Annotated in this window: 18 protein-coding genes and 1 pseudogene; 10 read left to right on the top strand and 9 right to left on the bottom strand. The window is 70.7% G+C overall.

The window, feature by feature from the left end:
• Window positions 1–148: 148 nt before the first annotated feature.
• Window positions 149–688: pseudogene (locus tag ACUZ2Y_RS05385) on the top strand (pyridoxal-phosphate dependent enzyme); the annotation flags it as partial.
• Between the two features lie 69 nt (window positions 689–757).
• Entirely contained in the window at window positions 758–1,033 is a 276-nt protein-coding gene (locus tag ACUZ2Y_RS05390; protein ID WP_476327497.1) for an alpha/beta fold hydrolase, read from the top strand.
• A gap of 287 nt (window positions 1,034–1,320) precedes the next feature.
• On the opposite strand, the gene ACUZ2Y_RS05395 is transcribed toward ACUZ2Y_RS05390, so the two are convergent.
• The gene (locus tag ACUZ2Y_RS05395; RefSeq protein ID WP_476327499.1) at window positions 1,321–2,478 is read right to left on the bottom strand and encodes a cysteine desulfurase family protein; all 1,158 of its coding nucleotides are present in this window, start codon (window positions 2,476–2,478) and stop codon (window positions 1,321–1,323) included.
• A 990-nt stretch (window positions 2,479–3,468) separates the two neighbouring features.
• Here ACUZ2Y_RS05395 and ACUZ2Y_RS05400 point away from each other — a divergent pair.
• Together ACUZ2Y_RS05400 and ACUZ2Y_RS05405 are read left to right on the top strand one after the other, a co-directional pair.
• Window positions 3,469–3,870: a hypothetical protein gene (locus tag ACUZ2Y_RS05400; protein WP_476327501.1), complete on the top strand. Its 402-nt coding sequence runs from the start codon at window positions 3,469–3,471 to the stop codon at window positions 3,868–3,870.
• Between the two features lie 78 nt (window positions 3,871–3,948).
• Entirely contained in the window at window positions 3,949–4,704 is a 756-nt protein-coding gene (locus ACUZ2Y_RS05405) for a lysyl oxidase family protein (protein WP_476327503.1), read from the top strand.
• Window positions 4,705–4,730: 26 nt separating this feature from the next.
• On the opposite strand, the gene ACUZ2Y_RS05410 is transcribed toward ACUZ2Y_RS05405, so the two are convergent.
• The 7 genes from ACUZ2Y_RS05410 to ACUZ2Y_RS05440 all read right to left on the bottom strand — a co-directional run bounded on the left by ACUZ2Y_RS05410 (window position 4,731) and on the right by ACUZ2Y_RS05440 (window position 11,938).
• Window positions 4,731–5,333, bottom strand: a complete 603-nt coding sequence (locus ACUZ2Y_RS05410; protein WP_476327505.1) for a TetR/AcrR family transcriptional regulator — start codon at window positions 5,331–5,333, stop codon at window positions 4,731–4,733.
• A 141-nt stretch (window positions 5,334–5,474) separates the two neighbouring features.
• Window positions 5,475–6,673, bottom strand: a protein-coding gene (locus tag ACUZ2Y_RS05415; RefSeq protein WP_476327507.1) for an IS3 family transposase whose coding sequence is annotated in 2 segments (ribosomal slippage) — window positions 5,475–6,391 and window positions 6,391–6,673 — 1,200 coding nt in all. Because the reading frame shifts where the segments join, the coding sequence is not laid out codon by codon here.
• A gap of 492 nt (window positions 6,674–7,165) precedes the next feature.
• Window positions 7,166–8,491, bottom strand: coding sequence for an ABC transporter substrate-binding protein (locus ACUZ2Y_RS05420; protein ID WP_476327509.1), 1,326 nt, complete (start codon window positions 8,489–8,491; stop codon window positions 7,166–7,168).
• Window positions 8,488–9,576: a branched-chain amino acid ABC transporter permease gene (locus tag ACUZ2Y_RS05425; protein WP_476327511.1), complete on the bottom strand. Its 1,089-nt coding sequence runs from the start codon at window positions 9,574–9,576 to the stop codon at window positions 8,488–8,490. The genes ACUZ2Y_RS05420 and ACUZ2Y_RS05425 overlap by 4 nt, the downstream gene beginning before the upstream one ends.
• 1 nt (window position 9,577) lies before the next feature.
• Entirely contained in the window at window positions 9,578–10,429 is an 852-nt protein-coding gene (locus ACUZ2Y_RS05430; RefSeq protein WP_476327513.1) for a branched-chain amino acid ABC transporter permease, read from the bottom strand.
• A gap of 11 nt (window positions 10,430–10,440) precedes the next feature.
• Window positions 10,441–11,148: an ABC transporter ATP-binding protein gene (locus ACUZ2Y_RS05435; protein ID WP_476327515.1), complete on the bottom strand. Its 708-nt coding sequence runs from the start codon at window positions 11,146–11,148 to the stop codon at window positions 10,441–10,443.
• A gap of 10 nt (window positions 11,149–11,158) precedes the next feature.
• Window positions 11,159–11,938: an ABC transporter ATP-binding protein gene (locus tag ACUZ2Y_RS05440; protein WP_476327517.1), complete on the bottom strand. Its 780-nt coding sequence runs from the start codon at window positions 11,936–11,938 to the stop codon at window positions 11,159–11,161.
• Window positions 11,939–12,100: 162 nt separating this feature from the next.
• Here ACUZ2Y_RS05440 and ACUZ2Y_RS05445 point away from each other — a divergent pair, with 162 nt between their 5' ends.
• From ACUZ2Y_RS05445 to ACUZ2Y_RS05455, 3 genes are all read left to right on the top strand, one after another.
• Complete coding sequence (locus ACUZ2Y_RS05445) at window positions 12,101–12,688, top strand: QsdR family transcriptional regulator (RefSeq protein ID WP_476327519.1); 588 nt, start codon at window positions 12,101–12,103, stop codon at window positions 12,686–12,688.
• Window positions 12,689–12,766: 78 nt separating this feature from the next.
• On the top strand, window positions 12,767–14,308 hold the full coding sequence (locus tag ACUZ2Y_RS05450) for a class I adenylate-forming enzyme family protein (protein WP_476327521.1): 1,542 nt from the start codon (window positions 12,767–12,769) through the stop codon (window positions 14,306–14,308).
• On the top strand, window positions 14,305–14,868 hold the full coding sequence (locus ACUZ2Y_RS05455; RefSeq protein WP_476327523.1) for a TetR/AcrR family transcriptional regulator: 564 nt from the start codon (window positions 14,305–14,307) through the stop codon (window positions 14,866–14,868). The genes ACUZ2Y_RS05450 and ACUZ2Y_RS05455 overlap by 4 nt, the downstream gene beginning before the upstream one ends.
• Window positions 14,869–14,942: 74 nt before the next feature.
• Here the strand turns inward: ACUZ2Y_RS05455 and ACUZ2Y_RS05460 are convergent, their stop codons facing one another.
• On the bottom strand, window positions 14,943–17,501 hold the full coding sequence (locus ACUZ2Y_RS05460; protein ID WP_476327525.1) for a LuxR C-terminal-related transcriptional regulator: 2,559 nt from the start codon (window positions 17,499–17,501) through the stop codon (window positions 14,943–14,945).
• Window positions 17,502–17,592: 91 nt separating this feature from the next.
• Here ACUZ2Y_RS05460 and ACUZ2Y_RS05465 point away from each other — a divergent pair, with 91 nt between their 5' ends.
• From ACUZ2Y_RS05465 to ACUZ2Y_RS05475, 3 genes are all read left to right on the top strand, one after another.
• Window positions 17,593–18,549 (top strand): poly(ethylene terephthalate) hydrolase family protein, encoded by a 957-nt coding sequence (locus ACUZ2Y_RS05465; RefSeq protein WP_476327527.1) that lies wholly within the window; start codon window positions 17,593–17,595, stop codon window positions 18,547–18,549.
• 127 nt (window positions 18,550–18,676) lie between these two features.
• Window positions 18,677–19,843 carry a non-hydrolyzing UDP-N-acetylglucosamine 2-epimerase gene (gene wecB, locus ACUZ2Y_RS05470; protein ID WP_476327529.1) on the top strand — a complete coding sequence of 389 codons (1,167 nt, stop codon included), beginning with the start codon at window positions 18,677–18,679 and terminating at the stop codon, window positions 19,841–19,843.
• 90 nt (window positions 19,844–19,933) lie between these two features.
• Window positions 19,934–20,101 (top strand): LPXTG cell wall anchor domain-containing protein, encoded by a 168-nt coding sequence (locus tag ACUZ2Y_RS05475; RefSeq protein WP_476327531.1) that lies wholly within the window; start codon window positions 19,934–19,936, stop codon window positions 20,099–20,101.
• The last annotated feature ends 1 nt before the right edge of the window (window position 20,102 follow it).

Consider the following 20,102-nt stretch of genomic DNA (forward strand, 5'->3'; position numbering starts at 1 on the left):
CCACTCGGCGATGGCGCCCCGGTACACACCGGCCGGCTGTTCTTGTCCGCCTCCCGTTGGCCCCTTGACCAGCGAGGTGCTTCGGCAGGTGGCCGCGACCCGAGCCGTCGCGACGCGTCCGACTTCTGGTGGCGGTCGTTGACAGTCGGCCTCCGACCACCCGCTCGGCGGGCTCGGGTTCGCCAACTGGGCCTACGAGGTCGCCGAGCAGGAGAGCAGGCTCGGTGTCTTCTTCGACACGATCATCGTGTGCTCAGTGACCGGCAGCACGCAGGCGGGCATGGTCGCGGGGTTCGCTGCCCTGGCCGACGCGGGCGGCAGGCCGCGACGCGTCATCGGCATCGACGCGTCGGCGAAACCCGCGCAGACCCGCGACCAGATCAGCCGGATAGCCCGCGACACCGCAAAACTGATCGGCGTCGAACGCGACCTCGCCGACGACGAGATCCTGCTCGACGAGCGCTACCACGCCGGAACCTACGGCATCCCGGACACCACGACCCTCGACGCGATGCGACTCGCGGCGCGCACCGAGGGCATGGTCACCGACACGGTGTACGAGGGCAAGTCCATGGCAGGCTTGATCGACCTCGTGAGCCGAGGCGAGATCGCGTCCGACTCCACCGTCCTCTACGCGCATCTCGGCGGCCAACCGGCCCTCAACGCCTACAGTGGACTGTTCGCGTAGCGGGATTCGCGATCTCCCCGCCCATCGCACTCGACCCTGGCGGCCATACCGACCCGCGGCTCGTCGCGGATGTCCGTCGGGATCTCCGAGTCGATCACCCGCGAGGACCGCGGACAAGCCGCGATCACCTTCGATCCAGGGCGGGCCGCGCGCATCCGGGTGCCGGTACTGCTGCTCGTCGGCGAGGACAGCCCGGACGCCTTGACGGCCGGCTACCAGACCGTGGCCGCGGCGATCCCGGACACGCGGGTCGTTGTCATGCCGGGACAGCAGCACATCGCCATCGATCTGGTGCCCGAGACGTTCGCCGGGCACGTGCTCGACTTCCTGCGCGGCCAGGACTGACGGGGCTGCCCGGATGACGTGGTGCGTGGAACCGCGCCCAGCCACCACGACGCGCTCACCGGGCGACCCGGAACCGGTCGACGTTGACGAAGTCCTGTGTAGCCAGACCGCGGAACGCAAGGACACCCCGCGCACGCCGGTCACCGTGGCCGTCAGTGCCGTGCCCCACGTCGTCCAACTCTGCTTGGGGACACATCGTGATGCCCCACAACGCATTGCCGATGTCATCGGCCTGCCGGCGGGACAAACCAAGGGTCATCCGCGTCGCCCACCGACCAGTATCGGACTCATCGACCTCCTGGGCGCGCGCTGTCCGCGAGCAGACGTGCCGCGCGGATGACGTCATCGGCGGTGGTCCACCGGCCGACGGTGAGTCGCAGAGCGGACAGGGCGCGCGCCGGGGAGAGGCCCATCGCGGTCAGGACGGGCGACGGGCGGGTGTCACCCTCGTGGCAAGCCGAGCCGGTGGCGGCCGCGATCCCCGGGGTGGCGGCCAGCAGGTTCTCGCCCGTGGTGCCGTCGATGCTGATGTCGAGGGTGTTGGGCAGCCGCCGAGTGTGGTGGCCGTTGAGGTGCACACGGCCGGGCAGATGCGTTTCGAGCTGTTCGCGCAGGAGGTCGCGCAGTCCCTGAAGCCGTTGCCCGTCAGCGCTGTCACAGGCGAGTCGGGCGGCTTGGCCCAGCGCGACGATGAGGGCCACGTTCTCGGTGCCGCCACGCAGGCCGTGTTCCTGCCCTCCCCCATACACCGACGGTTCGAGAACCAGTCCACTTCGGACATGGAGGGCGCCGATCCCCTTGGGCGCGTACATCTTGTGGCCGGTGATGGTGAGCAGGTCGACGCCGAGATCCGGCACCGAGACCTCGATCTTGCCCGCCGACTGCGACGCGTCGGTGTGGAACAGGGCACCGTGGGTGTGGGCCACCGCGGCCAGGTCGCGAATGGGTTGGATGGTCCCGGTCTCGTTGTTCGCGTGCATGATCGAGACCAGCGCGGTCGGCCGGGTCAGCGCGCGCTCCAACTCGGCCGGGTCGACCAAGCCATCGGTTCCGACGCCGAGCAGGGTGACGTGGAACCCGTGCAATCGGGCAAGGCTGTCGCACGCCGCGAGCACCGCCGGGTGTTCGGTGGCCTGGGTGACGATGTGGTCCCCGCGATCCCGATTGGCGAGTGCGGCGCCCCGGATCGCCAAGGTGTCGCCGTCCGAGCCGCCGCCGGTGAACACGATCTCGTTTGGGGTCGCGTCGAGCAGCCGCGCCACCTCCGACCGCGCGGTGGTGACCGCGGCGTGCGCCGCGTGGCCGTAGGCGTGGCCGCTCGACGGGTTGCCGAAATGCTCGGTCAGGTAGGGCAGACATGCCTCGACCACCCGCGGGTCGACCGGCGTGGTGGCGTTGTGGTCAAGGTAGATCGGACCCTCTCTGAGTCCACTCGGGACAGTCATGGCCACCTGATTTCGTCGGGATGGAACGCTGGTGTGGAAGACACTCCCACACCAGCGCACCGCATGCCATGCGGTCAACCGGATGTGGTTCGGCCCGTGAGCAGTGGCTTGAGCGCCCCCACGACGAAGAGAGAGCCCGGGCTGTGACTTGCCGCCCGTGGACAGCTGTGGTGGGAGCGGCGCGGCGTGTGGTGGGTCAGGGCGTGCGGTGATTGTGCCGGCACGCCCCGGGCTCAACCTCCGTTCAGTCGGCGAAAGACTCGCCGCTTCCGCGAACACCTCCCACACCAGGCGTCGACGTCGTCCACAAGCACGTCCAGGGAATCTGCTGGGAACGCCGGCGGTTCGCGCTCCGGCGCCAACTGGAACGCCGGCCCCCTGCCGTCGGGATCGACTACGACGGTCCGGGTCGGCTCATCCTCGACCACCTGGCCACCCACAAACCCGCGTAGAGTCGGCGAGCGACTGCGGATGCCGCGTGTCCAGCACAACGCAGCGCAAACGTCCGATCATGCGTCCGGCATGCCCAGCCCCCGACCGTGCGCCAAACCCTCGGTTCTACGCGGGATCGTCGAGCTTGACCTCCGCCACCTGGCACGTCGCGCCCTTGACCACGTCGTAGACGTCGGCCGCCCGGGATCTCCCCGGTCGACTTCTCCCCGCCCGCGGCGAACAGGACGGCGAGGGCGGTGTTCATGAACATGGGTGGTCGGTCCTCCAGAGGATCGGTCCGCACGGGCTCGGGTGCGATGCGGCGGCTGCGGAGATAGCGGGGAAGATCGACCGGGGGTGCCGTTTCGACAGGATCCGCCAAGCGGCCGCCGACGTCCGAGAGTCACCGGTCGCCCACCGTCCGTGTGATCACCGCGGTGGAGTCAAGTCGGGCCGAAAGGCCCAAGCCAGAGCGGCAAAAGGGGCGACATACTTCCTCCGTCGGGGATCTCACCAGCTGCCGCTCGGCAGCGATGACTCGACAAGGGGTGCGGCTCCATGCGATTCACCAAAGTCTTGCTAGCCATGGCCTTCGTGGCCACGTTCTCCCTCCTCGGCTCCGCCACCGCCTCGGCGACGCACGTCGCGCCGGTGACCGGCTCGGGCAACCCGAGTTGTGCGGGCGGCCTGAAGGTCGAGCCCGTCACCAGCGGCACCAAGGGCGGCCTCGTCACCATCACAGTCACCGGGTCCACGTTCTCCTTCACCACGGTCGACGGTTTCCTCGTCACGTCCGTCGTGGTCAAGGGCGGCCCCGGTTACAACCTCTACACCTACCCCGCGCCCGGCGTGACCAGCGACACCGGCCTGCACGCGCCGGTCAACGTGAAGAGCGGCGGGTTCTACGGGTTGTCGCACCTGTGCTTCTTCGGCGATCAGAAGACCGTTCCCCCGAAGTAACCAGCCATCGATGAACGCGCCCGGCGTCCGCCGGGCGCTTCATCGGTTGTCCCGTTCTGTCTACAGTGGAGGTTCAAGGTGTCTCGCTGGTTTGCCACCGCCGTCACCCTGCTGTCCGCGGGGATGCTCGTCGCAGGCCAAAGTCCGGCGGCGGCGGCCACCGCCAAGCTGCCCGACCTGGGGATGGCGAAACTGACCGACCTCACGGTCACATGGACCGCCGCGGGCCAGCAGCAGCTGCGCTTCTCGGCGACCATTGTCAACGTCGGCGCCGGCGCGTTCCGCGTGGTGGCCTCCCGACCGGACCAGAACTCCGCTTTCACCGTCGCGCAACGGGTCGAGAACAGCGACGGGTCCACAACGGACACGCCGACGGCGGCGGTCATGACCTTCGGCAACGACAGCCACGGGCACTACCACGTCAAGGACCTGGAGACCTACACCCTGCACCGCCTCGACAATGGCGCGCAGCTGGGCAAGTCGGCCAAGGGCGGATTCTGCTTCATGGACACCAACGCCTACCGGCTCTCCCTGCCGGGAGCCCCGCAACAGCAGGTCTACGGCGGCGCCGGCTGCGGAAACCACGACTCGACCGCGCTGTCCATGGGCCTGTCGGTCGGCTGGGGCGACAAGTACGCCTGGACGATGTCGGACCAGTTCTTCGACATCACCGGCGTGCCCGAGGGCCGATACCGCCTGCGCGCCACCGCGGACGCGAACGGCCTGTTCGCCGAGAGCAACAACGCCAACAACCAGACCTGGGTGGACTTCCAGCTCACGCAACGCCGCGGCAGCATGACCGTCAAAACCCTCGGCTACGGCCCGGTCGCCTGACGAAGCAGCCGCGGATCGGCGAAGTCTCATGGCCCGGTGGGAGCGAGGCTGCGAACCAGCAGTTCGGCGAAGTACTCCCCCACCTGCTCGGCACTCAGCGAGCCGTCCGGGTGGTACCACGTGCCCAGGCGGTGCAGGGCGCCGAAGTGGTAGTGGATGACCAAGGCGGCCGGGACGTCGTCGCGGAACTCGCCGGTGCGCTGGCCTTCGGCGACGAGGTCACGCAACCGCTCATGATAGCGGCGGCGCTCGGCGCGGACCCGGGCCTGGTGCTCCGGGGAGAGCAGGTGCATCGACTGGAAGAAGACCATGGCGTCGTCCAGATTGGCGATGCTGCTCTCCACGACATCGGCGAAGATCGCGTGCAGGCGCTCGGTGAGGGACAGGTCGGTGGCGTCGGCGATGGTGTTCATCCGGGCGATCTGCATGTTCAGCATGCGGTCGTGGATGGCGGAGAGCAGCGCGTCCTTGGAGTCGAAGTAGTGGTAGAGGCCGCCCTTGGTGACACCGGCGGCCTCGACTATCTCGCGGATGGACGTCTCGGCGAACCCGCGCTCGGCGAAGAGGGTCGAGGCCGCGTGCAGCAGGCGGTCGCGGACGGGGAGGTCCGCTGTGGTGACCCTGGCCATGGTGGAGCCCTTCGTGCCGGTTGATCCGGCATCACCCTAGCTCGCTGTGCCTGTTTGCCTGCTTGCGTGGTTCGCCGGCTTGCCTGCTTGCATGGTTGCCGGCTGGCTCCTGGGGCTTGACCCCGGATGTTGGACACGGGGTTATGCGGCTTGATTCAGCGTAGCCGGTGTCGGGTGGCGGCTGTTCTCGTAGTCGATCGGGGACATCTGTCCGAGGTGGGAGTGGCGTCGTCGGGTGTTGTAGCGGTGCAGCCAGCCGAAGGCGGCCAGCCGCGCATCGCGTTCGCTGGCCCAGTTCTGTGCGCCTTGCAGGGTTTCGCGTTTGAACGAGGCGTTGAGGCTTTCCGCGGCGGCGTTGTCCGCCGAGCTGCCGACCGCGCCCATGGACTGGATCACCCCGGCCTGATGGCAGGCCTCGGCGAAGGCCCGAGAGGTGTATTGGGCTCCGTGGTCGGCGTGGAAGATCGCCCCGGCCAGGCTGCCCCGGGTGCGCTGGGCCGCCCGTAGTGCGTCGATGACCAGCTCGGTGCGCATGTGATCGGCGATGGCCCACCCGGCCAGCCTGCGCGAGCACAGGTCCATCACGGTCGCCAGGTAGCAGAACGTGCCGTCGGCGATCGGTAGGTAGGTGATGTCGCCGACGTACCTGGTGTTCGGCGTTTCGGCGGTGAAGTCCCGTCCGAGCAGGTCCGGCGCCTTGGCCACGGCGGGGTCGCCGATGGTGGTGCGATGTCGGCGGCGCAGCCGCAGACCGGCCAGGCCGATACCGCGCATGACCCGGGCGACCCGCTTGTGGTTGACCTGGTGCCCTGCCTCGCGCAACTCGGCGGTGACCCGGGGGACACCGTAGGTGCCCGCCGAGTCACGGTGAATCGTGCGGATGCGCGCGGCCAACCGATCGTCGGCGGTGGCGCGGGCCGCGCGGTCGGGCGCGGTGGCTTTCCAGTGGTAATAGCTGGACCGGGCGATCCCGATGACCTGACATAACCGCTTCACGCCGTAAAGGCGCTGATGGTCGGCGACGAACTGGAAGCGGTTCACCAGCGCGTCTCCCCGGCGAAATACTTGGCCGCCTTGCGCAGGATGTCGCGTTCCTCCTCCAGTTCGCGGATCCGCTTGCGCAGCAAGGTGTTCTCGTTGTCCGCCGAACCCGACGGCGACACCGTCGCCGTCGCCGGTGCTCCGGTGCGCTGCCCGTCATCGAGCCGAATCCAGCTGCGCAGCGTCTCGTGGTTGATCCCGAGGTCCTCGGCCACGGACTTGATCGTCGCGCCCGGCCGAGACCGGTACAACGCGACCGCCTCGGCCTTGAACTCCGGCGGATAGTGCTTCATCACCATCTGTGCGGGACTCCTGTCCACCCGGACCGTCAGGATCCAAGTGTGTCTGGTGTCCAACATCCGGGGTCAAGGCCCCCTTGCTGGGCGTCGGCTTACCTGCTTGCCGGCTGGATTGACGTGGTTCGCCGCCGGCTTTGGCGGGGGCCTGTTTGGGTGGAGTGGTTTCTTTGGGGCCCCTACGAAGAAAGACCCTGTCGTGGAAGAGCGGGTGGGGAGCCTTCGGCCCACGACCACGGCGAGTTTAGGGGTCTTCTTCTGCCCCAAAGAACCACTCAACCCAAAACAGGCCGTTGGGATCGGCTCCTTGCGTTGCCGGGGGGTGCCAGGGCGCGGGGGTGCGAGGCACGAGGTGCCGGGGGTGCGGGGGTGCGGGGGGGGTGCGGGGGTGCGGGGTCCGGGGTGGGGGCGCTACCACTCTGGAGGGTGGTGCTCGGGAGAGTGGCAGCCGGGGCTTGCCGCGCCCGGGCCGTGTGTCGGCCCGGGCGGCGGGGGTCAGCGGACCAGGGCTATTTCGGTGGGGGTCTTGCGGGTGGTGGGGGCGGGCTGGATGGGGCCGTTCTCGCGGTCGGTCACGACCGGTGCGGCGATCATGGTGGTGGACGTGTCGGGGTTGACCTTGAAGACGTAGGCACCGGTATAGCCGGAGTGGCTGTCGGGGCCGAAGGCGAACGGGGTCAGGCCGGGACCCTTGAGCGCGCCGGAAGTCATGGTGTCGATGATCTTCTGGCGGGTGACGTCGCGGCCGGCTTCCTTGAGGGCTTGGGCGAAGGTGTAGGCCTGGGCCATGCCGAAGACCACGGTGTTGGTCAGCGGCACGTTCGGGATGTATCGCTGGTGGACCTCCTTGAACAGGGTGATCCACGGGTCGTCGGCGGCGGCGTCGGGCAGGTAGCCCGCGCCGATCAGGCCGCCGAGGAGAGCACCCGCTGAGACCTCGGTGCCGCCCCGCTTGGCGAAGTCGGCGAGCAGGCCTGCCAGGGTGCGCGGGTCAGCGCCGATGCTGCTGACCACGAACTGCGGCTTATAGCCCAGCCGCGCGGAGGTCAGGATGGCCAGGGCGGTGAAGGCGGGTACGCACTCGCACACGACGACCTGTGCCCCGGCGTTCTTCAGGGCGGTGATCTGGGGCAGCACGTCGGTGTTGGCCGGGTCGTAGGGCTGGCGGGAGACGACGGCGTCGGCGATGAACTGGTCGAGGCCCTTCATACCGTCCCGGCCGACGTCGTCATTCTGATGCAGCACACCGACCTTCTGGCCGCCCATGTTGTTCTTGATGTGGCTGCCGAGGATCTTGCCCTCGCGGGTGTAGTCCACTTGGAACCCGAACGTCGTGGGGCTCTGGGCGACGTCGTCCCACCGGAGGGCGCCGGAGGAGACCAGGAGGTCGGGGACGCGCTCGCTGTTGAGGAAGTCGACCACTTTGGAATGGGTGGGGGTGCCGAGGCCGCCGACGATGGCGAACACCTCGTCTTGCAGCACGAGCTTCTTGACGACCTCGACGGTGCGGGTCGGGTTGTAGCCGTCGTCCTCGACCCGGTAGTCGATCTTGCGGCCGTGGATGCCGCCCTTGTCGTTGATGTAGGAGTACATGGCCCGCGCGCCCGCTGAGATGGTGGAGTAGCCGGGGGCGGCGGGGCCGGTCAGCGGCTGGTGGGTGCCGATCACGACCTTGTCGTCGGTGACTCCGGGTGCGCTGTCTGCCTTGTTCGCGCCGCCGGTGGGGGTGCTGCCCGCGCCCGCGCAGGCACTGGCGAGGAGGACGGCCGCCAACGTGACGGCCAGTGGGCGAAGCCGTCGTCGTAAGGGTCTCGTGCTCATGCTTCTCCTTCATCGTCGGCGCTGGTTCGCGCCGGGGTCCGCTGCGGGCGCAGCCGCGTCCGCAGAGTCCTGCCGATGCCGTGGATGCCTTGCGGGAACGCGAGGACCACGCCGATCAGAACCAGGCCGTAGATGGCCAGGGGCAGGTTGTTCGACACATCGGTGCCCAACGCGAGGGCGTGGGTCAGCTCTTCGGACCCCGCTTGCAGGAACACCAGCGCGAGCGCTCCCCACAGCGCCCCCCACAGGCTGCCGACGCCGCCGAGCACCATCGCCGCCAACAGGCTCAGCGACAGCGCCGGGGTGAACGACCCCGGCGCGGCGGTGCCCAGCAGGAACGCCTGCAGCCCGCCCGCGAGCCCGGCGCAGACCGCGCTGACCAGGAACGCGAACACTTTCATCCGGCCGACGTGGATGCCCGCGAGCGCGGCGGACACCTCGTCGTCGCGTACCGCGCGCAGGCGGCGGCCGAGTCTGCCGCGGGTCAGGTTGGCGAGAAGCACCAGCGCGACCAGCACGACGGCCCATACGACCCACGCCTGCCACTGGGTCGACGGGACGGTCCCGGCAAGTCCGGCCGGCAGGCTGTTGACGGTGAAGCCGAGCCCGTTGCTGCCGCCGAGGAAGTCCGGGAACCGTTGTGTCACCGAGGGAAGCCCGACGGCGAGGGCGAGTGTGGCGCCTGCCAGGTAGGGGCCGGTGAGGCGGGCGGCGGCGGCTCCGGTGAGGGCGCCCGCGAGTCCACTCGCGACGGCGGCGAGCAACAGGTCCACCCAGAACGGCAGCGCGGGCACGTAGACGACGAGCAGTGCCACCGTGTACGCGCCGACGAACATGAACGCGCCGTGGCCCAGGGACACCTGGCCGGTGAGTCCGGTGAGGACAGTCAGGCCGGCGACGGCGAGCAGGTAGTACCCGACGGTGGCGAGCCGAACGTTGGTGAACGGGTCGACCACCATGCTCAGCGCCACGATCGCGACGAGAGCGAGCAGGGCCAACAACAGATGGCGGGTCAGCGGGGAGAGCCCAGTGCGGGTCTTCACCGGTGGGGGCGTGACGGGGGCGGTGACGGTGTCGGCGGCCATGTCAGACCCTCCTGGCCACGGCGTGGCCGAACAGCCCGTGCGGGCGCACGACCAGCACGGCGACGAGGATGGCCAGCGCGGCCATGGTGACCAGTTCGGGACCGACGTAGCCGGAGACGAAGGACAGCCCGATACCGAGGGCGAAACCGCCCGCGATGGTGCCGACCGGGTTGTCCAGGCCGCCGATCACCGCCGCCGCCAGGGCGTGCACGAACACCGAGTCCAGGGCGGTCGGGTAGATGAACGGCGGCACCGCGAGCAGCCCGGCCAGCGCGCCGACGGCGGCGGCGAGCGTCCAGCCGACGGTGAGCATCAGGCCCACACGGACGCCGAGCAGGCCTGCCACCTCCGGGCGGAACGCCGCCGCCCGCATCCGCAGTCCCAGGGGTGTGGCCTTGAACAGGATCAGCACGCCCGCGGCGACGACGAGAACGACCGCGACGGCGAACCCGGCGGCCGGGGAGAACGTGCCGCGGAAGTCGAACGCGTAAGGGAAGGAGCGCGGCTCGGCCGACCAGATCATCCCGGCGACCGCCTGCAACACCAACAGCAGACCGAGGGTGACGATCACCGGCGCGAGGTGGCCGCGGTCGGCGAGTCGGCGCATGATCAGCCGCTCGGTCAGCGCGCCGAGCAGGGCGCCGGTGAGGAGGGCCGCGGCGAAGCCGAGCCAGTAGCCGCCGGTGGCCTTGTTCACCGAGAACGCGACGTAGGCGCTGATCAGGGCGAGGGCGGGCTGGGCGAAGTTCACCACCCGGGTCGCCCGGAAGATGATGACCAGGCTGAGCCCGAGCGCGGCGTAGACCGCGCCACTGGTCAGGCCGCCCAGGGTGAGGGTGAGCAGTTTGTCCATCGGGGGTTCTCCTAGAAGCCGAGGTAGGCGTGGCGCAGTCGGTCGTCGGCGAGCAGGTCGTCGGCTTCCTCGACGGCGACGACCCGGCCGAGGGCCAGCACGTAGCCGCGGTCGGCCACCGACAGCGCGCTGCGGGCGTTCTGCTCGACGAGCAGCACGGTCAGCCCGTCGCGGTCGCGCAGGTCCCGCAGGATGCGCATGATTCGCACGGTGATCGCCGGGGCCAAGCCGAGTGAGGGCTCGTCGAGCAGCAGCATCTGGGGGTCGCTCATGAGGGCCCGGCCGATGGCGAGCATCTGCCGTTCGCCGCCCGAGAGCGTGCTGGCCTGGGCGCGTTCGCGCTGCGCCAACGGGGGGAACAGGTCGTAGACCTCACGCAGTTTCGCCGCGCGGGCCGCCTTGTCGCGGCGCCAGAGCCCGCCCAGCCGCAGGTTCTCCTCGACGGTGAGCTCGGTGATCACGCCGCCGTTCTCCGGCACGTGTGCCAGTCCCATCCGGACGATCCGGTCGGCGGGCAGGCCGGTGATGTCGGCGCCGTCGAAGCGGACCCGACCCGACACCGGGGCCACCAGTCCGCTGATCGTGCGCAGCAGGGTCGTCTTGCCCGCGCCGTTGGCGCCGAGCACGGCGGTGATGTTCGCGTCCCGGGTCCACATGCTCAGCTCGTCCAGGGCACGCACCGCACCGTAGGTGGTGACCAGGTCTTCGATCTCCAGCAACGGTTCGCTCCTAGTGTCGCGGTTCGGGGACGGCGCCGAGGTAGGCCTCGGTGACGGCCGGGTCGGCTTGCACCTGCGCGGGGGTGCCGTCGGCGATGACCCGGCCGAAGTCGAGTACCACCACCCGGTCGCACACCTTCATCACCAGGTCCATGTGGTGCTCGACGAGCACGACGGCCATCGACTCGGCCAGGCGGCGGACCCGCGCGCCGAGGTCGTCGATGTCCTGTTCGGACAGTCCGCCCGCCGGTTCGTCGAGCAGCAGCAGGTCGGGTTCGGCGACCAGGGCGCGGGCCAGCGCGACGCGTTTGGCCAGCCCGTAGGGCAGTGCGCCGGGCAGGGTGTCGCGGTGGCCGTCGATGCCGAGGTCGGCGAGCACCGCCATCGCCCGTTCACGCAGTGCGTGGTCCTCGCGGGCGGTGCGGCGCAGGCCGAGCAGCCCGGCGAAGCCGCCGGTGCGGGCGTGCCGGTCGGCGCCGATCATCACGTTGTCGAGGACGGTGCAGTGCCCGAACAGTCCGAGTCCCTGCAGGGTGCGGGTGATGCCGAGGGCGGCGAGCCGGTGTGGGCTGTGCCCACGCAGCACGTCGCCGCGCCAGCTCAACGTGCCTTCCTGCGCCTGTTGGAATCCGCAGACGACGTTGAACAGCGTGGTCTTGCCCGCGCCGTTGGGACCGATCACCCCGAGCACCTCGCCGTGGTCGGCGGTGAAGGACACCCGGTCCAGCGCGGTCAGTCCGCCGAATCGCACGGTCACGTCGCTGACTCGCAGCAGGGGTGGTTCGGCCATGGGTGCTCCCGTCGGGACGACGTCGTCCGGTCTTACTATGTGGGATTCGAGATACCGAGCGGTATGACGGGCAATCATGGGGACGCCGCCGAGGCATGTCAAGGAATCGGCGAGATTCGTTGCCGCAACGCCCCTTTGCTCACGGGCGAATACGCTGCTGGCGTGAGCGCATCCGAAGACCTGATCGTCCGCACCGCGGCCCGGTGGATCGACCGCGGCGCGCGGCTCGACACCGGCACCCTCGCCGCCGAGGTCGGCGTGTCCCGCACGACCCTGTTTCGCCGCGTCGGCAACCGGGAGGACCTCATGGGCGACGCGCTCTGGCTGATGTCCGACCGCACGATCAACTCGGTGACGCGCCAGTGGGACAAGGCGAACGGCGCGGCCGTGCGCGACGCCGACGGAATGCTGCGCTGCCTGTGGGTGATGCGCGAGTACCGCGCGGCGATCGCGGGCAACAAGGGGATGCGGGTGCTGCTCGAAGAGGAGCCGGTGGTGGCGCTGCGGGTGCTCACCGACCCTCGGGGCCGGGTGCAGCCCCGGGTCCTCGCCCAGCATGTGGACCTGTTCGCCCGCGATGTCGCCGACGGCGGGTTCACCCCCCGGGTCGACCTCGACACGCTCGCGTTCGCCGTGGTCAGACTGGGTGAGGGCTTCCTGTACGCCGACGTCCTCGCCGCGCGCACGCCCGACCTCGACGCGGCCACCACGCTGCTCGGCGCACTGGTCGACACCGACCGGGGGTTGTGAAACACATCGCAAGGGTGTTTCATCGGCGGGGTTGTGTCAACGCCCGCGCTCCGGGCGACTGTCCACTGAGGAGGCTCGATGACGAGCGCCTGGCCGCCCGGACTGCCCCGAACGCTGGCGTACCCCGACGTCGGTGTCTCGGCCATCCTGCTGGGCTCGGCCCGCCGCTACGGCGACCGGGTGGCCTTCGCCCGCGGCGACCGGACACTCACCTTCGCCGACCTCGCCCGCCAAGCCGCCCGCTTCGCCCGCGGACTGGCGGTGGCGCCCGGAGACCGGGTCGCGCTCGTGATGCCGAACTGCCTTGAGTACCCGGTCGCCTACTACGGCACCCTCCTCGCGGGCGCCACGTTCGTCCCGGTCAACCCCCTGCAGCCGCAAGGCGCGCGCGAGAAGCAACTCGCCGACGCCGGAGCCGTGCGGGTGGTGACCGCGGGCGACGTCGCCGCGCTCGCCGCGGCGGATCCTGGCGAGCTGCCCGATGTCGACACCGGCACCCTCGCGCACCTGGCCTACACCGGCGGCACCACCGGGGAATCCAAGGGAGTGGCGCTCCCCCACCGCAACGTCGTGACCAACTCGCTGCAGTACGCGTGCTGGTCCACCGGGTCGCTTCCCGCCCTCGACGGCCACGGCGGGCTCGTGCTCGACCAGGTCGGCGCCCCCGAGGAGTGGCCGGTGCGGCTCGGCGAGAGCGTCGTGATCAACCTGACTCCGTGGTTCCACGCGATGGGGACGATCGCCGGACTCAACGCCCTGATGCTCATGGGCACGACGACGGTGCTGCACGACCGACTCGATCCCGGCGCGTACCTCCGCGACGCCGAGCGACTGCGGATCACGTCCATCGGCGGCGCACCCGCGCTGTATGCCGCGCTGCTCGCCCACCCGGACATCCACACCCGCGACCTGACCTCGGTCCGGCTGCTCGCCTCGGGTGCCGCGCCACTGCCCGTCGACATGATCGAGCGGCTGCTGGAACTGTTCCCCAACGCGGTGATCGCCGAAGGGTACGGCCTCACCGAGGTCACCATGGGCGCCACGCTCAGCCCGGTCCACCGCTGCGGCACCCGCAAGGTCGGCTCGGTCGGCGTGCCGCTGTTCGACACCGAGGTCAGGATCGTCGACGACGATGGTCTGGACCCGCTGCCCGCGGGCGAGCGGGGCGAAGTCTGCCTGCGCGGACCGCAGGTGATGACCGGCTACCACAACCGACCTGACGCCACCGCCGAAGTGCTCACCGACGGCTGGCTGCGCACCGGCGACATCGGCATCCTCGACGCCGACGGCTATCTGTCGATTGTGGACCGAAAGAAGGACATGCTGCTGTACAAGGGGTACAACGTCTACCCCCGCGAACTCGAGGAGCTGCTCGCCGCGCACTCCGGCGTCGCCGCCGCGGCCGTCGTCGGCAAACCGGACCCGGCGGCGGGCGAGTTGCCCGTGGCGTTCGTCGTCCCCAGCGGCCCCGACCTGACCGAGGACGCTCTGATGGCGGAGATCAACGCGCAGGTGGTGGCCTACAAGCGGCTGCGCGAGGTCCGCTTCGTCGACCAGATCCCGATCTCCGCGGCGGGCAAGGTCCTCAAGCGCGAACTGCGCACCAGGTTCGCGTCATGACCACTGCCCGCCGCATCACCGAAGCCCACCTCGACCTGCTCTGCGACGGCGACCCGCGCCCGACCCTCGCACGGATCGCGGACCGGGCCGGAGTGCCGGAAGCCGAGATCTCCCACCAGTTCCCGACCCAGGAAGACCTGTTCGCCGCGGCGGTCGAGCTGATGTCGCGGTGGCGGGACGCGGCCCACACGGCCATCCCGCCCACGCTGCCCTTGGACGACCGGTTGGCCAAGTTCTGCGCGCAGCGGGTCAGGCTGCTGGAGATCGTCTCCCCCGCCGCCCGCGCCGCGATGCTCCGCGAACCGGACTCGCCCGTTCTGCGCGCGGCCCGCACACGACACCTGCGCCGCGTGCGGGAAGAGGTGGCGCAGGTGTTCGCGCCGGAACTCGCGGTGGCGGGCCCCGGGCTGCTCATGGTGATCACGGTCGCGGTGAGCCTGCCGACGTGGGCGTCGCTGCGGGAGGACTGGGCGATGTCCGCCGAGGACGCGCACGCGATGATGCGCCAGACCGTCACGGCTTTGCTGAGCGACGCCGTGGCTTCCGCTCTACGCCGATGACTCGTCCCGGGATTGGGATGTGTGGGGTTGGGATGTGTCGGTGGTGATTGATGGTCGGCTTCGCGGCGGCAGGGTCATTCGCCCTGTCCTTCCACGGCAATCCGGTTTCGGTCGTGTCCCGCGTAGACAGCGGCGAGCTCCACCCGGGAGCGCACCCCCAGCCGCAGGAACACGTTGCGCAAGTGGTGATCCACCGTCCGATGGCTGATCACCAGCCGTGCGGCGATCTCCCGGTTGGTCCTCCCCTGCGCGACCAGCCGGGCGATCATCTCCTGTTGCGGCGTCAGGTCTTCACCGCTTCCGGCGGATCGGGCGGACCCCACATCTCCGGCGGCCCGCAGCTCCGCCCGGGCTCGTTCGGCCCAGTGTGGTGTGTTGTCGAACAGGCGCAGGGCATCGCGGAGTTGGTCGCGGGCTGAGCGGGCCTGGCGGTCGCGCCGTAGGTGGCGGGCGTAGAGCAGGCGGGTGCGGCCGAGTTCCAAAGTGGACCCGGCGGCCAGGTGCAACCGGATGGCCGCCTCGAAATGTTCAGCCGCGGACTCGGGTTCGAGCAGGGCGTGGCAGCGGCGGCTGAAGGCGAGCCACGTGGGAGCGCCGGTGGACTCCGCCCAGCTGTCGAAGCGGGCCAGGGCCCGCCGAGCCTGGTCCGCGCGACCGCAGCGCACGGCCGCCTCCACCAACTGCGGCGTCGCCAGCACACGGATGGCTGGGTGCGCCCGGCCGACGCCGGTCGCCATGGCGCGGAGCCTGCCGAACGCCTCCTCCGGGCGGTCCTCGGCCAGGTCGACGCACCCCCGCGCCCACGCGGCGTACGTGCCCGGTCGGCCCAGACCCCGCTCGGCGATCCCCGGCGCGGCCAGCGCCAACCAGGTCAGGGCGGTGGCGCAGTCGCCCGCCGACACCGCGGCCAAGGCCAGCAGGGTCAGATGCTCGACCTCACTGTTGGACTGCCCGGCGGCGACCGCGGCGGCGCGGCCCTCGGTGGCCACGGCCGTGGCGGCGGCCGGGCGGTCGAGCACCAGCGTCGTCATGGTCAGGGCGGCGAGCGCGAGGGGCAGCAGGGTCCGCTCCCCCGCCGACCGCGCCCGCGCGACGGCGGCCGCCGCGTGCTCGTGGGCCAGGTCGGCCTGCCCGACGATCATGGCCGCCTCACACGACCACAACGCGTGCCGGGTGTCGTGCGCCGAAACAGCCACGGCGGACCGTCTCAGCGCGAGACCCGCCGCTGGGTGGTGGCCGGCGAAGGTCGCGGCCATGGCGGCGAAGTGCCTGGCCACCAGCGGGTCCACGACAGCCTCATCAGTGGGGGGCAAAGCCGCGACGCGCTCGGCTATGGCCGCGTAGCCGACCAGGTCGCCTGCCATTCTTCGGGCTTCGCCCGCCAGGATCAGCGCTTGGAGCAAGCGGGCGTCGGTCGTCAGGTGCTCCGCGGCGAGGGCGAGTTGGTGCGCGGCCACCGCCGGGTGCCCCGCACGCAGGGCGATCTCGCCTTGTCTGAGGGCGGTCTCGCCGGTCAGAGCCGGGTCCTCGGCGCGCGCACGGATCAGGAGGGCCTCGGCTTGCGTCGCCCGGCCCGCGGACCAGGCCGCGTCGGCGGCCGCGAGGTGCAGGCGGGCCGCGGTGGCCGGTGTCGGCGACAGCTCGGCGGCGCGGGTCAGGGCGCGGACGGCAGTGGGAAACTCGCCTGCCGCGTGGGCGCGTCTGCCTGCTTCGGCCAGGGTCTCGGCCGCGGCGGCGTCGGGTGGGCGGGCTTCGGCGAACCGGTGCCAGGTGGCGCGGGGATCGTTGTCGAAAACGGCCGCCAGGGTGGCGTGGGCGGCGGCGCGTTCGGGGCCGGGGATGTCGGCCAGCAGGGTGGCGGCGATGATCGGACTCGGGCAGCGGACGTGGTCGCCGTCCATGGTGACCAGGCCCGACCGGACGCAGTCGGCCACCGCCGCGCGGTCCAGCCCCGCCCGGTCGACGGCGTCGAGTGGCAGCGGCTCACACGCGCAGAGGACGGCGACGGTTCGAGCGGCGGGCCCGAGTCCGGTGAGCAGCGCGGCGAGGGAAGCACGGTGAGCGCCCGCAAGCAGCTCCGGTACCGGTGCGTGACCCGCGCGCTGCGCCGCGCTCAGCGACGCCGCCATCGCCGCGAGGTGGCCTGGCAGGCCCGCGGTCGCCTCGACCAGGGCCGCGCGCACGGCCATCGGCAGGTCGGCCGGAGCCGAGTCGGGTGCGGCGGGGAGGACGAGTTGCTCCACTCCGGACAGTTCCGTCCAGCCTGGACCCGGCACCGCGAAGAGCAGCCCGAGTCCGCTTCCCTCGCACCGTCTGGCCGTGCGGCCGAGCGCGGCCAGGCTCGCCGGGTTGAGCCACTGGGCGTCGTCGATCAGGCAGAGGACAGGGTGGTCGGCGGCGAGGTCGGCCAGGCCGCGCAGGCGGTCCGACGGTTCGTCCTGTTCGGCCGGGACACCGGCCACGCGCAGGACGTGCACGCCGGTGGCGATCGTGCGCGCCGCGTCGAGGAGGGTGGTGCGGCCGCTGCCTGGCCCGCCGACAAGCACCAGGGCGTCGCCACGGCAGGCGCGGACCGCGCGCACCAGTAGGCGGATTCGCGCCAGTTCGGCGTCACGAGCGGGCGGGAACGCCATGGAGCGACTCCTCGTCGAGGTCCCCCGGGTCGAACTCGACCTTTGATGAAACACCATGACAATTTGTTTCACAACCCTGGTGGTTTCGCCGATGCGCCCACGCTCCGAGCGCGCCGATGCTGGCTCCCGCGTCCAGTCGACAGCCTCTTCGACAAAGGAGTACGAAGCAGTGCGCCGAAACAAGAAATCCCTCGCGGGCCTCGCCTTGGCGATCACCGCCGCGACCACGCTCGGCGTGGTCTCCGGAACCGCCCAAGCGGCCGAGAACCCGTACGAGCGCGGCCCCGCCCCGTCCAACTCCAGCATCGAGGCCACCCGCGGCTACTTCGCCACGGCGGAGACCACCGTCTCCAGGTACTCGGTGACGGGCTTCGGCGGCGGCTCCATCTACTATCCGACGAGCACCGCCCAGGGCACCTTCGGCGCGGTCGCCGTCTCCCCCGGCTACACCGCGAGCAAGGACTCGCTGGCCTGGCTCGGCCCGCGCGTGGCCTCCCAGGGCTTCGTCGTGTTCATCATCGACACCAACAGCGTCTACGACCAGCCCGCCTCCCGAGGCGACCAACTGCTCGCTGCCCTGGACTACCTGACCCAGCGCAGCACCGTGCGCACCCGGATCGACCCGACCCGCCTCGGCGTCATGGGCCACTCCATGGGAGGCGGCGGCTCGCTCGACGCCTCGGTCAAGCGGCCGAGCCTGCAGGCCGCGGTGCCGATCACGCCGTGGAACACCGACAAGACCTGGGGCGAATCCCGCGTGCCGACCTTCATCGTGGGCGCGGAGAACGACTCCATCGCCCCGGTGAGCAGCCACGCCGAGCCGTTCTACCAGTCGCTGACCAGCGCCCCGGAGAAGGCGTACCTGGAGGCCAACGGCGCGAGCCACTTCTACCCGAACTCCGCTGACACCACGCTGGCGAAGTACATCATCTCGTGGCTCAAGCGCTTCATCGACAACGACACCCGCTACGAGCAGTTCCTCTGCCCGCCGCCCGCGCGCGGCTCCGCGATCGAGGAGTGGCGCTCCACCTGTCCGCACATCTCCTGATGTCGAGCGGCCCGCTTGGCGCCCAGCGCGCCAGGCGGGCTGTTTCGCGGGGTGACTCTCACCCCCAGAGGGCAACTAACCCAGCCGTCCCCGGTGCCCGGCAGGCAAGGCTCCTACCGTGCTGGTGATGACGCACTCGCGCGCGATCGCGGTCCTGCTCGGGACTCGGCCGGAAGCGATCAAACTAGCCCCGGTCGTCGTCGCCCTGCGCGAGAGCGGCTGGGCCGACGTGACCGTCATCGTCACCGGTCAGCACGACCGGGCGGTGATCGACGAAGTCCTTGGCCTGTTCGGCCTCGAAGTCGACATCGACCTCGCCGTCCCCCGGGCCGACCGTGGCGTCGCCGAGCTGACCGCGACCCTGCTGCGCTCCCTCGACTCGGCGCTCGCCGCCGTGCGGCCCGATCTGGTCGTCGTCCAGGGCGACACGGCGACAACACTGTGCGGTGCCCTCGCCGGATTCTTCCGCCGAATCCCGGTAGCCCATGTCGAAGCGGGCCTGCGAACCCACGACCTGACGGCGCCCTTCCCGGAGGAGGGCAACCGCAGGCTCGTCGGCCAGATCGCCGCACTGCACCTGGCGCCGACCGTCTCCGCGGCGACGAACCTGTTCCGTGAGGGAGCGCCCGCCGAGACGGTCGTGTTGACCGGGAACACCGTCATCGACGCCCTACACACCGCGAGCGCACGGCGCCGCGCGTACGGCAGCGCCGAGCTGGAACGGCTCGACGCCTCCGGCGACCGCGTCGTGGTTGTGACCGCGCACCGCCGGGAATCGTGGGGCGAGCCCATCCGGCGCGTAGGCGTGGCCGTGGCCCGACTCGCCGACCTGCACCCCGACATCGGGATCGTCCTGGCCGCCCACATGAACCCCGCCGTGCGCGGGGTCCTGGAGACCGCGGTCGGGCGCAGGCCGAACGTGCTGATGCCCGGACCGATGCCCTACGGCCCGTTCGCCCGGCTGCTCGCCCGCGCCCATCTGGTGGTCACCGACTCCGGTGGGATCCAGGAGGAGGCGCCCGCCTTCGGCATACCGGTCCTGGTGACCCGGGAGACGACCGAGCGCACGGAGAGCATCGACGCGGGCGTGGCCCGGCTCGTCGGCACCGACACCGAGGTGATCGTGGCGGCCGCGCACGGGCTGCTGACCGACCCGGCCGCCTACCGGCGGATGGCCCACGCGGTGAATCCGTACGGCGACGGGCACGCCGCGCAGCGGTGCGCGGACGCGGCCGGATGGCTGCTGGGCACCACCGAACGGCCGCGTGACTTCGCCCCTCCCCTCGTGGGGTGAGATTCGAGGCCGCTGAAGCGTTTTGGGCCGCCGACCGGCCTAACGTTGATCCCGGGGAACTTCGATTCACCGATCAAGAGAGACAACAAAATGGGGTACAACGGAGTAGGACCGGTAGCCGGCGGGGGAACGGCCGCGGGAGTGCTCGCCGCCACGGGCGCCGATGTGCTGTTGTGGTCTCTGGCCGGGGTTCTCGCGCTCATCGCGGGTCTGGTCCTGCTCCGGCTCAGCTTGGTCCAGCGCGGCGAAGGCGAGTGAC

This window comes from Actinokineospora sp. UV203, assembly GCF_056323665.1.

Bases quoted from the DNA above. Each gene is read 5' to 3' on its own strand.
- ACUZ2Y_RS05465 (WP_476327527.1), top strand. From the start codon at position 17,593: ATGCGCCCACGCTCCGAGCGCGCCGATGCTGGCTCCCGCGTCCAGTCG.
- ACUZ2Y_RS05395 (WP_476327499.1), bottom strand. From the start codon at position 2,478: ATGACTGTCCCGAGTGGACTCAGAGAGGGTCCGATCTACCTTGACCAC.
- ACUZ2Y_RS05440 (WP_476327517.1), bottom strand. From the start codon at position 11,938: ATGGCCGAACCACCCCTGCTGCGAGTCAGCGACGTGACCGTGCGATTC.
- ACUZ2Y_RS05420 (WP_476327509.1), bottom strand. From the start codon at position 8,491: ATGAGCACGAGACCCTTACGACGACGGCTTCGCCCACTGGCCGTCACG.
- ACUZ2Y_RS05390 (WP_476327497.1), top strand. From the start codon at position 758: ATGTCCGTCGGGATCTCCGAGTCGATCACCCGCGAGGACCGCGGACAA.
- ACUZ2Y_RS05410 (WP_476327505.1), bottom strand. From the start codon at position 5,333: ATGGCCAGGGTCACCACAGCGGACCTCCCCGTCCGCGACCGCCTGCTG.
- ACUZ2Y_RS05430 (WP_476327513.1), bottom strand. From the start codon at position 10,429: ATGGACAAACTGCTCACCCTCACCCTGGGCGGCCTGACCAGTGGCGCG.
- ACUZ2Y_RS05475 (WP_476327531.1), top strand. From the start codon at position 19,934: ATGGGGTACAACGGAGTAGGACCGGTAGCCGGCGGGGGAACGGCCGCG.
- ACUZ2Y_RS05425 (WP_476327511.1), bottom strand. From the start codon at position 9,576: ATGGCCGCCGACACCGTCACCGCCCCCGTCACGCCCCCACCGGTGAAG.
- ACUZ2Y_RS05400 (WP_476327501.1), top strand. From the start codon at position 3,469: ATGCGATTCACCAAAGTCTTGCTAGCCATGGCCTTCGTGGCCACGTTC.
- ACUZ2Y_RS05450 (WP_476327521.1), top strand. From the start codon at position 12,767: ATGACGAGCGCCTGGCCGCCCGGACTGCCCCGAACGCTGGCGTACCCC.
- wecB (WP_476327529.1), top strand. From the start codon at position 18,677: ATGACGCACTCGCGCGCGATCGCGGTCCTGCTCGGGACTCGGCCGGAA.
- ACUZ2Y_RS05455 (WP_476327523.1), top strand. From the start codon at position 14,305: ATGACCACTGCCCGCCGCATCACCGAAGCCCACCTCGACCTGCTCTGC.
- ACUZ2Y_RS05460 (WP_476327525.1), bottom strand. From the start codon at position 17,501: ATGGCGTTCCCGCCCGCTCGTGACGCCGAACTGGCGCGAATCCGCCTA.